Source organism: Rhodococcus wratislaviensis (genome assembly GCF_900455735.1).
GTDB lineage: Bacteria > Actinomycetota > Actinomycetes > Mycobacteriales > Mycobacteriaceae > Rhodococcus_F > Rhodococcus_F wratislaviensis.
The window spans coordinates 67,074-79,668 of sequence record NZ_UAUI01000015.1; the positions used below are offsets into that span (position 1 = coordinate 67,074).

General features: G+C 68.7%; 14 protein-coding genes. 3 read left to right on the top strand and 11 right to left on the bottom strand.

What is annotated here, in order from left to right:
- Positions 1-144 precede the first annotated feature (144 nt).
- Positions 145-501, top strand: coding sequence for a GntR family transcriptional regulator (locus tag DTA22_RS20070; protein ID WP_037239917.1), 357 nt, complete (start codon positions 145-147; stop codon positions 499-501).
- Positions 498-1,418 carry a hypothetical protein gene (locus tag DTA22_RS20075; protein ID WP_112300691.1) on the top strand — a complete coding sequence of 307 codons (921 nt, stop codon included), beginning with the start codon at positions 498-500 and terminating at the stop codon, positions 1,416-1,418. Before DTA22_RS20070 ends, DTA22_RS20075 begins: the two co-directional genes overlap by 4 nt.
- Here DTA22_RS20075 and pdxT read toward each other — a convergent pair.
- Positions 1,415-2,023, bottom strand: a complete 609-nt coding sequence (gene pdxT, locus DTA22_RS20080) for a pyridoxal 5'-phosphate synthase glutaminase subunit PdxT (RefSeq protein ID WP_037239913.1) — start codon at positions 2,021-2,023, stop codon at positions 1,415-1,417. The two genes, DTA22_RS20075 and pdxT, sit on opposite strands and share 4 nt — an antisense overlap.
- Positions 2,020-2,874 (bottom strand): acyl-CoA thioesterase, encoded by an 855-nt coding sequence (locus DTA22_RS20085; protein WP_037239911.1) that lies wholly within the window; start codon positions 2,872-2,874, stop codon positions 2,020-2,022. The genes pdxT and DTA22_RS20085 overlap by 4 nt, the downstream gene beginning before the upstream one ends.
- A gap of 56 nt (positions 2,875-2,930) precedes the next feature.
- Between DTA22_RS20085 and DTA22_RS20090 the strand changes: the two genes are divergently transcribed.
- Complete coding sequence (locus DTA22_RS20090; RefSeq protein ID WP_112300692.1) at positions 2,931-3,554, top strand: nucleoside/nucleotide kinase family protein; 624 nt, start codon at positions 2,931-2,933, stop codon at positions 3,552-3,554.
- Between the two features lie 6 nt (positions 3,555-3,560).
- On the opposite strand, the gene DTA22_RS20095 is transcribed toward DTA22_RS20090, so the two are convergent.
- The 9 genes from DTA22_RS20095 to DTA22_RS20135 all read right to left on the bottom strand — a co-directional run bounded on the left by DTA22_RS20095 (position 3,561) and on the right by DTA22_RS20135 (position 12,545).
- A complete protein-coding gene (locus DTA22_RS20095) occupies positions 3,561-4,382 on the bottom strand; it encodes an acyl-CoA thioesterase (RefSeq protein ID WP_112300693.1) in 822 nt (273 codons plus the stop codon).
- Positions 4,383-4,541: 159 nt separating this feature from the next.
- Complete coding sequence (pdxS, locus tag DTA22_RS20100) at positions 4,542-5,444, bottom strand: pyridoxal 5'-phosphate synthase lyase subunit PdxS (protein ID WP_011598631.1); 903 nt, start codon at positions 5,442-5,444, stop codon at positions 4,542-4,544.
- Between the two features lie 151 nt (positions 5,445-5,595).
- Positions 5,596-6,618: an NUDIX hydrolase gene (locus DTA22_RS20105; RefSeq protein WP_112300694.1), complete on the bottom strand. Its 1,023-nt coding sequence runs from the start codon at positions 6,616-6,618 to the stop codon at positions 5,596-5,598.
- Positions 6,615-7,742, bottom strand: coding sequence for a glycosyltransferase family 4 protein (locus tag DTA22_RS20110; protein ID WP_112300695.1), 1,128 nt, complete (start codon positions 7,740-7,742; stop codon positions 6,615-6,617). Before DTA22_RS20110 ends, DTA22_RS20105 begins: the two co-directional genes overlap by 4 nt.
- Entirely contained in the window at positions 7,739-8,644 is a 906-nt protein-coding gene (locus DTA22_RS20115) for a phosphatidylinositol mannoside acyltransferase (protein ID WP_037240580.1), read from the bottom strand. Before DTA22_RS20115 ends, DTA22_RS20110 begins: the two co-directional genes overlap by 4 nt.
- Complete coding sequence (gene pgsA / locus DTA22_RS20120) at positions 8,641-9,306, bottom strand: phosphatidylinositol phosphate synthase (RefSeq protein ID WP_037240577.1); 666 nt, start codon at positions 9,304-9,306, stop codon at positions 8,641-8,643. Before pgsA ends, DTA22_RS20115 begins: the two co-directional genes overlap by 4 nt.
- 79 nt (positions 9,307-9,385) lie before the next feature.
- Positions 9,386-9,961: an HIT family protein gene (locus DTA22_RS20125; protein ID WP_005240964.1), complete on the bottom strand. Its 576-nt coding sequence runs from the start codon at positions 9,959-9,961 to the stop codon at positions 9,386-9,388.
- Between the two features lie 5 nt (positions 9,962-9,966).
- Positions 9,967-12,024, bottom strand: coding sequence for a threonine--tRNA ligase (gene thrS, locus DTA22_RS20130; protein WP_037240574.1), 2,058 nt, complete (start codon positions 12,022-12,024; stop codon positions 9,967-9,969).
- Positions 12,025-12,119: 95 nt separating this feature from the next.
- The gene (locus DTA22_RS20135) at positions 12,120-12,545 is read right to left on the bottom strand and encodes a TIGR02611 family protein (protein ID WP_037240571.1); all 426 of its coding nucleotides are present in this window, start codon (positions 12,543-12,545) and stop codon (positions 12,120-12,122) included.
- Positions 12,546-12,595 lie beyond the last annotated feature (50 nt).

Here is a 12,595-nt window from a genome sequence, read left to right on the forward strand (position 1 = left end):
GCGATTCAAGCCCCTTTCCTGCTGCCTTTGGCACGCCGAATGCGCGGTTTCAGCTTTGACGATGTTACCCGCAGCCCGGCCGCCCCTGTGCGTTCCCGGGGTAACAACTCGCATAAGTCGGCATTGTTTGCATAGAATGCAAACATGTTGATGCGGGTCGACCACAGCTCCACCACCCCACTGGGTGAACAGATCGCGGCCAATGTGCGCGGCGCGTTCCTGCGCGGCGAGATCGGCGCGGGCGACCGGCTGCCCTCTGCCCGGGCGCTGGCCGAGTCCATCGACGTCAACCTCCACACCGTGCTGCGCGCGTACGCCGCGCTGCGCGACGAGGGCCTGATCGACCTCCGCCGGGGCCGGGGCGCCGTCGTCCGCGCCGACACGGACCCGGTACGCACCGGATTGACCGAAGCCGCACGCGCTTTCGTGTCCGAGGCACGACGCCTCGGACTCGACACCGAACAAATGCTCGACGTGATCAAGGAGACCACCAGACAATGACGACCTCCCGCACGCGGCTCCTCGCCGCGACCTCGGCCGTGCCCCTCCTCGCGCTCGTGATCGCGAGACTCGCGTGGAGCGGCGAACTGCCGCCGGTGGTGGCCAGCCACTGGTCCGGCACCGAACCCGACCGATTCAGCGACACGACCACCTACTTCTGGATCGCTGCCGCCGTCTGCGCGGCCGCCGCCGTGACCGCCGGCGTCGTGGCGGCGCGGGTCCGCACCGACGCCGCGCTCTGGCTTCCCGCCACCGTTCTCATCGGGTGGACGGTGGCCACCGCCTGGATCGTCAGCGTCGCTGCCACGATCGACGCGGGCTCGCCCGAGGCCGCAACGCTGGGCTGGTGGATCGTGGTTCCCCTCCTGGGAATCCTGTGGGCGATCGCGACGTTCGCCCTGCTCCCCCGGACGTCGCATTCCACGGAGAACGCTGCAGCGCCGACGCTGCCCGTCCCGCTGGGTCCCGGCGAACGCGCAGCCTGGACCGGATTTGCCCACGGGCGGTGGGCGGGCGTGCTCGCTCTCGCCATGGCCGTGGCCGCCGTCGTCTCCGCGCTGGTGGGAGCGCTCTGGCTCGCCGTCCTGTTCCTCGTCCTGGCGGTCGCCGCCGGCGGCTTCGCGTCCGTGACCGTGCAGATCGACCGCACGGGACTCACCCTGTCGTCGTGGAACGTCCGCTGGCGGAGGATCCCGCTCGACTCCGTCGACGAGGCCCGGGTCACCGAGATCCGGCCCGCGGAATGGGGCGGCTGGGGCTACCGCTTCACGCCGCGCGGGACCGCGGTCGTGATCCGCGCCGGCGACGGCATCGTGGTGACCCGCACCGGCGGCCGCCCGTTCGCGGTCACCGTGGACGGCGCCGCGCAGGGTGCGGCGCTCCTCAACTCGCTCGTCGCACCCCGTCCGGCGAGCTAGACCCCGCGGACGATGTCGACGAACAACTCGTGCACCCGCCGGTCGCCCGTCACCTCCGGGTGGAACGACGTGGCCACCACGGCGCCCTGCCGGACGGCCACGATCCGTCCGGCGGCCGCGCCACCCGACTCGGGCACGCGGGCAAGAACCTGCACGTCGTCGCCGACGCGCTCCACCCACGGAGCCCGGATGAACACGGCCCGGATCGGCTCGCCGACGATGCCCTCGAATTCGAGGTCGGACTCGAAGGAGTCGACCTGACGACCGAAGGCGTTGCGGCGCACCGTCATGTCGATCGCACCGAGGTGCTGCGCGTCGGGTCTCGTGTCGAGGATCTCGCTCGCGAGGAGAATCATCCCGGCGCAGGACCCGTAGGCGGGCAACCCGTCGCGCAGGCGCGCCTTCAGCGGCTCGAGCAGTTCGAAGATCTGCAGCAGCTTGCTCATCGTGGTCGACTCGCCGCCCGGGATGACGAGGCCGTCGATCTTGTCGAGCTCCTCCGGGCGCCGGATGCCGACGGCGTCGGCACCCGAATCGTTCAGTGCTGCAAGGTGTTCACGGACGTCGCCCTGCAGGGCGAGTACTCCGACGAGGGGACGGGTCATGCCATGTTTCCTGTCTCGATATCGCGCTTGTCCTGATCGCGCTGGATGCGGGTCAACCCCTCCTGGACGACGGCGGCCACCATGGTGCCGTTCCGGTCGAACATGCGGCCCTGGGTGAGGGCGCGGCCGAAGCCGGCGGAGGGCGAGGTCTGGTCGTAGAGCAGCCACTCGTCGGCGCGGAACGGGCGCATGAACCACATGGCGTGATCGAGCGACGCCGTCTGCGTGACCACTCCCGGGTGCGGGACCTTCGACGCACCGAGGAGCGTCATGTCACTGAGGTAGGCGAGCGTGCAGATGTGGAAGACCTGATCGTCCGGCAGCTTGCTGCGGTACCGCATCCACACCCGTTGCTGCGCGGCGATTCCGGGGGTCTTCCCGGTGGATCCGGGCGGAACGATGCGGACGTCCCATTCCTTCCACTCCCGGTAGAGGTCGGTGGCGGCGAACTCCTCGAGGGTCTGTGCGTCGACGAGTTCCTCGGGCGCGGGGACGGACGGCATCGTGTCCTGATGCTCGATGCCCTCGTCCTCGCTGTGGAACGACGCCGACATGGTGAAGATCGCCTTGCCGTCCTGGATTCCGGTGACGCGCCTCGTACAGAAGGATCTGCCGTCCCGGATCCGGTCGACCAGGTACACGGTGGGTTTCGCCGGATTTCCGGGGCGCAGGAAGTACCCGTGCAGGGAGTGGACCTTGAATGCCTCGTCGACGGTACGGACCGCGGACACCAGCGACTGACCCGCGACCTGCCCGCCGAACGTCCTCGTCAGAACAGACGGATGAACCGCGCCGCGGAAGATGTCCTTCTCCAGCGCTTCGAGTTCGAGAACGTCCTCGATGCTCGCCATGAGCCCTCCTTCTGTGCCTGGTCAAGGTTATCCGCCCGGTTCGGGCTCGAGGCACCATGGGTGCCATGACGATGTTCACACCGACGAGCCCGGACGGCCTCGTCGCCCTCGTCTCCGAACGATGCCTCGCCGTTCACGGCAACGCCGTCGTCGCAATCGACGCTCCCGACGGCGCGCACCCCCTGCCCCTCGCGGACGCGGTGTGCGCGTCGCTGCGGGAGCAGGGCCGCCCATGCGACGTGGTGTCCCTCCACGACTACGTCCGGCCCGCCTCCCTGCGGTTCGAGCACGGACGCGACGACGAACTCAGCTACCGCACCCTCTGGTTCGACTACGACGCCCTGAACCGGGAGGTGGTGCGGTCGATCCGCACCGACCGCCGGTGGTTGCCGCGCCTGTGGGACGAGGACGAGGATCGCTCCGCCCGCTGCGCCCGTGTTCCCGCGGCCGACGGTCAGGTGCTTCTCGTCGCCGGCCCGATGCTGCTCGGCCGGGACCTCGACTTCGACGTCACCGTGCAACTCCATCTCGGTGAGGGAGCCCTGATGCGCCGAACCCCGGCCGATCAACGGTGGACCGTCCCCGCCCTGCTGCGCCGCGCGGCCGACGTCACGGTCGAACCCGACCTGCTGGTGCGGTACGACCATCCGCCGAGGCCCGCCGTCCGGGCGGGCCGCTGAGCCCGCTCACGTCGTGCGCAGGAACCGGGTCAGCCCTTCCTGCACGACGGCGGCGACCAGGTTGCCCTTCCGGTCGAAGATCCGTCCCTGCGCGAGCGCCCGACCGAAACCGGCGGACGGTGACGTCTGGTCGTACAGCAGCCACTCGTCGGCCCGGAACGGCCGCAGAAACCACAGCGCGTGATCGAGTGAGGCACCGTTGATCTCGACTCCGGGGTGCGGGGTCATGGCGGAACCGATCAGCGTCATGTCGCTCATGTAGGCCAGTGCGCAGACGTGGAAGACGGGGTCGTCGGGCAGCGTCTTGCGGGACCGGAACCACGCCTGCTGCTGAGCGGCCGCACCGCGCCGGCGGTCGACCTCGCCGTGTCCGACCATCCGGATGTCCCAGTCGGACCACTCCTGGGCGAGCCAGGCGATCTCCGGGTCGTCGGAGTCACTGGCGAACGGCAGCGTGTCGGGCGGCGGGACCACGGGCATCTCGTCCTGGTGCCCGATGCCCTCGTCCTCGACCTGGAACGACGCCGACATCGTGAAGATCGCCTGACCGTCCTGGACGGCGCTGACCCGTCTGGTGACGAACGACCGGCCGTCCCGGATGCGGTCCACGAGGTACACGATGGGCATCGTGGGGTTTCCGGGGCGGAGGAAGTAGCCGTGCAGCGAATGCACCATGAAGCGGGGGTCGACCGTGCGGACCGCCGCCACCAGCGCCTGACCGGCCACCTGCCCACCGAACGTGCGGGGAAGCATGGTCTCGGTCGCTATGCCTCGGAAGATGTTCTCCTCGAGGCGTTCCACTTCCAGGATCTCTTCGATCGTCGCCATCCACGGCCCCTTCCGATGCTCGTCCGCTGACACTCTCACACGGGTCCCGGGCACCGGCACACCGCACCGCACGAGGCCCGGGTCGGGGCCTCGTGCGGTGCGAACGGAAGCAGTGCTGCGCCGGGAGCGCCGCGACCGATCACCGATCGATCGCGGGGATCACCAGCCGCGTTCGGCGAGCCGGTGCGGGACGGGGATGTCGTCGACGTTGATCCCGACCATCGCCTCACCCAGACCGCGGGACACCTTCGCCAGCACGTCCGGGTCGTCGAAGAACGTGGTCGCCTTCACGATCGCCGCGGCCCGCTCGGCCGGGTTACCGGACTTGAAGATGCCCGACCCGACGAACACACCCTCCGCACCGAGCTGCATCATCATCGCCGCATCCGCCGGGGTCGCGATACCACCGGCGGTGAACATCGTGACCGGCAACTTCCCGGCCTTCGCGACCTCGACGACCAGGTCGTACGGCGCCTGCAGCTCCTTCGCCGCCACATACAGCTCGTCCTCGCTCAGCGAGGTCAACCGGCGGATCTCCCCACCGATCGTCCGCATGTGCGTGGTCGCGTTCGACACGTCACCGGTACCGGCCTCACCCTTGGACCGGATCATCGCCGCACCCTCGGTGATCCGGCGCAGCGCCTCACCGAGATTGGTGGCACCACAGACGAACGGAACCGTGAACTGCCACTTGTCGATGTGGTTCGCGTAATCGGCCGGGGTCAGCACCTCGGACTCGTCGACGTAGTCGACCCCGAGGGACTGCAGGATCTGCGCCTCCACGAAGTGCCCGATCCGGGCCTTGGCCATCACCGGGATCGACACCGCGGAGATGATGCCGTCGATCATGTCCGGATCGCTCATCCGGGACACCCCACCCTGCGCGCGGATGTCCGCGGGCACCCGCTCGAGCGCCATCACCGCGACCGCACCGGCATCCTCGGCGATCTTCGCCTGATCGGGGGTGACGACGTCCATGATGACCCCGCCCTTCAACATCTCGGCCATGCCACGCTTGACGCGGGCCGTACCGGTGGTGGGGGTGGTGTCGGGGGTGCTCACAGCGAACTCCTGGGTTGTGGCGTGGATTGACTTCGAAAGCGGCATGCGTGAGCGACGACGTTCACGCTGCAGTACCCGATTCTAGGACGAGCGGCGGTCCAGTTCCGTAGCCAGTCCGCGATTGCTGGCTTTCTCCGGATCTGCGGGCGGCTCAGGTGATCGCGCGCACCTCGGGTTCGTCCGCGGCCGAGGCCACCGCGCCTGCCTCGTCGAGGAGGTCCGCGAGGTCGTGCGGATACACGGCTTCACCTGCTGCCGCCAGTTCACGCACCGTGTCCGCGGTGCACCACCGGTGACCGGTGATGGTGCGGTTCTCGAGTTCGGTGAAGCCCCCGTGGTGCGGCTCGAACCCGTCGGTGCGCAGCGCGAAGAACAGTTCCTCGGAGCGGATCAGCTGCCCGTTCCAGGAGAAGATGGCCACCCGCCGCCACATCGGTCCGCGCAGCGATTCGGGCGACGCGCTGTGCCCCGTCTCCTCGGCGATCTCCCGGACCGCGGCGGCCCGCAGGTTCTCCCCCTTCTCGACGGCGCCGCCGATCGTGAACCAGTAGTAGATGTCGGGGACGGTCGGGTCGTGCCCCCGGAGCAGCAGGACCCGGCCCTCACCGTCGAGCAGCACCACCCGGGCGGAGGTCCGGACGGAGTCGAGAGCCAGACCTTCGGTGACCGCCGCGGCGGACGAGCGTTCGGTGATCTCGAAGTACGTCGGCAGCGGGGCCGTGCCCCCGAGGTGCAGCCATCGGACAGGACGCCGGGTGCGGAGTGCGAGGGTGTCGCGGACGGCGTCGTTGTGGAAACGGCGGGCGATCAGCACCCGCGCCTCCGAATCGGCGAGTTCCGCCACCAATTGGGGGCGCAGGGTCTCCGGGTCGAGGGACGAGAGCGCACTCGACAACGCGTTCTCGGCGATCTCCCGGTCGGCCCGGTCCGACTGTTCGGCCCGGGCCGCCAGCGCGGCCAGCGACCTGCCCTCGGGTGGGTCCATCGCCGCGGCCGCCGCCCGCACGACCACCGCCCGCCGGGCGAGAGCCGCGTCGAGGGCCTGCCAGGACAGGTCGGAGCGGACGTGCAGGCGGTCGAGGCGGTTGGCCGTTCCGTACGCCCACAGGCCGATCGCCAGGACGACGGCGGCGACCAGGGCGAGGACCAGGATCGTGAGGGCGGAGAACGTCACGAGCCAACCTCCCGGACGCCGTCGCGGCCGACGGTGACGGTCTCGTAGACACGCAGGATCTGTTCGGCCACCACCGGCCAGTCGTATTCGGTGACCACCGTCCGGCCGACGTCGGTGAGTGCGGCGCTGCGCTCGGGGTCGCCGAGCACCGAGTCGATCCCGGCGGCGAGCGCCGCCGAATCCCCGACCGGCACCAGCACGCCTGCCTGCCCGTCCCGCAGAACCCGGCGGAACGCGTCCAGTTCGCTCGCCACGACGGCAGCTCCCGCGGCCATCGCCTCCACCAGCACGATGCCGAAGCTCTCCCCGCCGAGGTTGGGTGCGCAGTACACGTCGGCGCTCCGCAGCGCCGACGCCTTCTCGGCGTCGTCGACCTGGCCGAGAAGACGCAGGTGCCCGAATACCGGGCCGGCCTCGCGACGCAGCTTGTCCTCGTCGCCGCGGCCGACCACCAGCACCTCGAGGTCGGGATACTTCTCCACCAAGGTCGGCAGCGCCTTCAACAGCACCGCCATGCCCTTGCGGGGCTCGTCGTAGCGTCCGAGGAAGAGAATGGTCTTTCCGGGTCGTGGGTAGCCGGGCAGCGGCTCCGCGTTCGCGAACGCCGGGACGTCGACGCCGTTGGGGATCTCGACCGCATCGGAACCGAGTGACTCCACCTGCCAGCGTCGCGCCAGTTCCGACACCGCGATTCGTCCGCTGATCCTCTCCAGGTAGGGCTGGAGCACACCCTGAAACGTGCTCAGCACCAACGACTTCGTGGTCGACGTGTGGAACGTCGCCACAATGGGCCCCTCGGCCACGCGCATGGCGAGCATCGACAAGCTCGGCGCGTTGGGCTCGTGGATGTGCAGGACGTCGAAGTTGTTGTCCGAGATCCAGCGCCTGACGCGGGCGCTCGCGGCCGGGCCGAAACTCAGCCGGGCGACCGAACCGTTGTAGGGAATGGCGAGGGCACGTCCTGCGGAGACGACGAAGTCCGGCAGGTCGATGTCGTCGGACGCCGGGGCCAGGACGCTCACCTTGTGCCCACGCTCGATCAGGACCTCCGCGAGGTCGACGACGTGGGCCTGCACTCCGCCCGGGACATCGAACGAGTACGGGCAGACCATTCCGATCTTCACGAGTTCTCCATGCGGGAGAGCCTCGCCTGGGACAGGTCGGAGAGCCACAGCGGCTGGAGCATGTGCCAGTCCTCGGGATGTGCCGCGATGTTGGCCTCGAACCGGTCCGCCAGGGCCTGGGTCGCCGCGAACACCCCGTCGGTGGTGTCGATCGGCGGGTCTATGCGGAAACCCCACCCGCCGTCCGTGAACCAGCAGTGCACCGGCAACAGCGGCGCGCCGGTGTCGATCGCCAACTTGGCGGGACCGGCGGGCATGCGCGTCGGTTCCCCGAAGAACGTCACCGGGACACCCTTCTTCGCCAGGTCGCGTTCACCGAGCAGACACACGATCCCGTTGCCGCGCAGTCGCGCCGACAGTTCCACGAACGGTGGGTGCTCTCCCCCGCTGAGCGGGAAGATCTCGAAACCGAGCCCTTCGCGGTAGTCGACGAACCGCTGGTACAGCGACTCGGGCTTCAAACGCTCGGCGACCGTGGACAGACCGCCCCAGTGCTGGGCGCACCACACGCCTGCCATGTCCCAGTTGCCGCTGTGCGGCAGTGCCAGAATCGCGCCTCGGCCTGCTTCCTTCGCGGCGTCGAGGTGTTTCTGCCCTTCGATCAGCTCGTCGAGGGCGGCGCCGGTCTTCACGAGGTCCATCGACGGCAGCCGGAAAGCCTCCCGCCAGTAGCGCGCGTAGGACCGCATCGAGGCCCGCATCAGGGTGTCCGGCACCTCGGCCGCGGACACACCCAGCACACGGGCGAGATTGCGGCGCAACTGTTCCGGGCCGCCGTTCCGGACGGCGAGGTCGGCTCCCCTGTCGAACAGGGTGACCGCGGCCTTCTCGGGTAGCGCACGGACCAGCCGCCAGCCGGCCGCGTACCCCAGGTCGCTGATGCGTTCCGACAGTCCGCTCACTGCGCGCTCGCCTGTCCGTCTTCCGGCGTCGTGTCAGCCGGAGGCAGGGGCAGCACGTCGCGGGCGCCTGGCGACCTGCGGACCGCCAGGACCCGCTGGAACACGGTGATGACGCTGCCGACCGACAGCAACCACATCGCGACATGAATCGCCCATGGGACTCCGAGCCCGGTCACCCCGGCGCCGACCAGCACGATGATCAGCCGATCGGGTCGTTCGATGAGTCCGCCGTCGGCGGACAGTCCACTCGCCTCGGCGCGCGCCTTGGCGTACGAGATCACCTGGGAGGTGACGAGGCACAGCAGAGTCGCGATCAGCAGCGGCTTGCTGTTCTCGTGGTAGACCGCCCACCAGGCGAGACCGGCGAAGATCGCACCGTCGGCCACCCGGTCGCAGGTGGCGTCGAGAACGGCGCCGTACCGGGTTCCGCCGCCGCGGGCGCGGGCCATGGCACCGTCGAGCATGTCGAACATGACGAACAGCCAGATGAACATCGCTCCCCAGAACAGATGTCCGCTGGGAAACAGCGTGACCGCACCGGCCACGGTCGCCACGGTGCCGATGACGGTGACGGAATCGGGAGTGAGCCCCGTCTTGACCAGGGCCTTCCCCAACGGCGCCGTCACCTTGGACACGGATGCCCGTCCGAAGAAGCTCAGCACCTCTCCACCCCGTTCTTCACTTCCTGCCAGGAACCCCGAACGCGTGAGTCAGCGACTCGCGCGTCATTCATCTATCGAGTCATTCATTCCAGGCCTTCGCCAGCAGCCCCCGGGTCTCGCGCAGCAACTGCGGCATGACCTTGACCCCGGCGAGGACCGTGATGAAGTTCGCGTCCCCGCCCCACCGCGGAACGATGTGCTGATGCAGGTGCTCGGCGAGCGAACCGCCTGCCGCCGCACCGAGATTGAGGCCGACATTGAACCCGTCCGGCCGCGACACCCGCTTGATCACCCGCAGGGCCTGCTGGGTGAACGACATCAACTCGGCGCTTTCCTCTTCCGTCAGGTCTTCCAGCGCCGCGACCTTGCGGTAGGGAACGACCATCAGGTGCCCCGGGTTGTACGGGTACAGGTTGAGGACCGCGTAGACGTGCTCACCCCGGGCGACGATCAACCCGTCCTCGTCGTCCATCTTCGGGATGTCGATGAACGGCTCGTTCGGGGTGTCCCGCGACTTCGGCGCCTCGGCGATGTACGACATGCGGTGCGGCGACCAGATCCGCTGGAGGTGATCGGGTTCGCCGGGGCCGCGGTCGACGAGGCGGCCGGGGCCGCCGAGCATCTCGTCGGCCGTCACGTCGTCACCTCCGGTCATGTGCGTCACCCTTCCTTACCGGGTTGCAGCAGTTCCGCCGTCGGCGAGGCGTTCTCGCGGCGACCGATCCAGTCGGTGACGATGCGCACGGCGTCGTCCACGGGCACACCGTTGACCTGGGTGCCGTCCCGGAATCGGAAGCTGACGGCGCCCGCCTCGACGTCGCGCGCACCCGCCAGCAACATGAACGGCACCTTCTGCGCCGTGTTGTTGAAGATCTTCTTCTGCATGCGGTCGTCACTCGCGTCGACCTCGGCGCGGATACCGGCCGCCTTCAGCCGCTTCACCACGTCGAAGAGGTGATCGGCGAACGTCTCGGCCACCGGGATGCCGACCACCTGGACGGGCGCCAGCCACGCCGGGAACGCACCCGCGTAGTGCTCGGTGAGCACGCCGAAGAACCGTTCGATGGAACCGAACAGGGCCCGGTGGATCATGACCGGACGCTGCTTGGTGCCGTCGGTGGCCGTGTACTCGAGGTCGAAACGCTCCGGCAAGTTGAAGTCCAGCTGAATGGTCGACATCTGCCAGGTGCGGCCCAGGGCGTCCTGCACCTGCACCGAGATCTTCGGTCCGTAGAACGCGGCGCCGCCCGGATCGGGAACGAGGTTCAGCCCCGACGATTCCGCGACCTCGGCGAGTGTCGCCGTCGCCTCCTCCCACACGGCGTCGTCGCCGACGAACTTGTCCGGGTTCTTGGTGGACAGCTCGAGGTAGAAGTCGTCGAGTCCGTAGTCCTTCAGCAGTCCGAGGACGAACTGCAGGGTGGTCGCCAGTTCGTCGCGCATCTGCTCGCGGGTGCAGTAGATGTGCGCGTCGTCCTGCGTCATGCCGCGCACACGCGTGAGTCCGTGAACCACACCCGACTTCTCGTACCGGTACACCGAACCGAACTCGAAGAGCCGCAACGGCAGTTCTCGGTACGACCGGCCGCGGGAGCGGAAGATCAGGTTGTGCATCGGGCAGTTCATCGGCTTGAGGTAGTAGTCCTGGCCCGGCTTGCGCACGGTGCCGTCCTCGTTCAGCTCCTCGTCGATGTGCATCGCCGGGAACATGCCGTCGCGGTACCAATCCAGGTGACCCGACACCTCGTAGAGGTGCCCCTTGGTGATGTGTGGGGTATTGACGAACTCGTACCCCTCCTCGACATGACGCTTGCGGGAGTAGTCCTCCATCTCGGTGCGGATGATCCCGCCCCGCGGATGGAACACGGGCAGTCCGGAGCCGAGCTCGTCGGGGAAGCTGAACAGGTCGAGTTCCGACCCCAGCTTGCGGTGGTCGCGACGCTCGGCCTCGGCGAGCAGTTCCAGGTGCTGATCCTGTGCCTCCGCCGACTCCCACGCGGTGCCGTAGATGCGCTGGAGATCGGCATTGTCCTGGTTGCCACGCCAGTACGCCGCCGAGCTGCGGGTGAGCTTGAACGCCGGGATGTGCTTGGTAGTGGGGATGTGCGGGCCGCGGCACAGGTCTCCCCACACCTTCTCGCCGGTCCGCGGGTCCAGGTTGTCGTAGATGGTGAGCTCGTTGCCGCCCACTTCCATGATCTCCGGATCGTCGATTCCCGACTTGTCGTCGATGAGTTCGAGCTTGAAGGGCTCCTTCGCCAGCTCGGAGCGGGCCTCCTCGAGCGACTCGACGACGCGACGGGAGAACCGCTGTGACCCCTTGATGATCTTCTTCATCCGCTTCTCGAGGCTCGCGAGGTCCTCGGGGGTGAACGGGCGATCGACGGCGAAGTCGTAGTAGAAGCCGTCCTTGATCGGCGGGCCGATGCCCAGCTTGGCTTCGGGGAATTCCTGCTGGACGGCCTGCGCGAGCACGTGGGCCGCCGAGTGGCGGATGACGCTGCGGCCGTCGTCGGTATTCGCCGCGACCGGCTCGACCTCGACGTCGGCGTCGGGCACCCAGGACAGGTCCTTGAGCTGGCCCTCCGCGTCACGGACCACGACGACGACGTCCGGGCCCTTGCTCGGGTAGCCGGCCTCCCGAACCGCTGTACCGGCCGTAGTCCCCGCGGGCACCCGGACGAGGGCGGCTGGGGCGGCGGATGCGGGGGTGCTCACGGCGATGTTCTCCTAGGTGAGGTGTGCGGTGCAGACATGGTGAATGTGCCAGCCCATGTTATCGGCCCAGCAGTCACACCCAACCATGCGTCCGGCTAGAGCGGGCTCTCCAGCCACGGGTAGTCGAGACCGATCCACGTTCCGACGAGACCGAACGTCCCGAGCAACCACAGCGTGGCGAGGACGACGGCACACGTCAGCAGCGCGCCCGCCCCCTTGACCACCAGCGACTGCCGCGAGAACCAGTCCATGAACTTGTCGTACCGCTGCCGCGCGTAGTGCAGCAGCCGGTGGGCCCACGCGAACTCGGACGCGAGAATTCCGAGCCCCGCGAACACGATCAACCAGCCGGGGCCGGGGTAGGGAATCGCGACGATGCCCGCGGCCAGCACGAGTGCGCCGATCACCCCCACCGCGATGCGGTACGCCAGGTTGAGGCTCGGCCGCGCGGCGATGTGTGCTCGCCACCGACGCCAGCGGCTCTCCGCTTCCTGGAACGGCGACAGATCCGAGTCGTCCACGTCCACGTTCTCGGGCGCGGGTCCCGGCCGAGCTTCTCCGCTAGTCACCA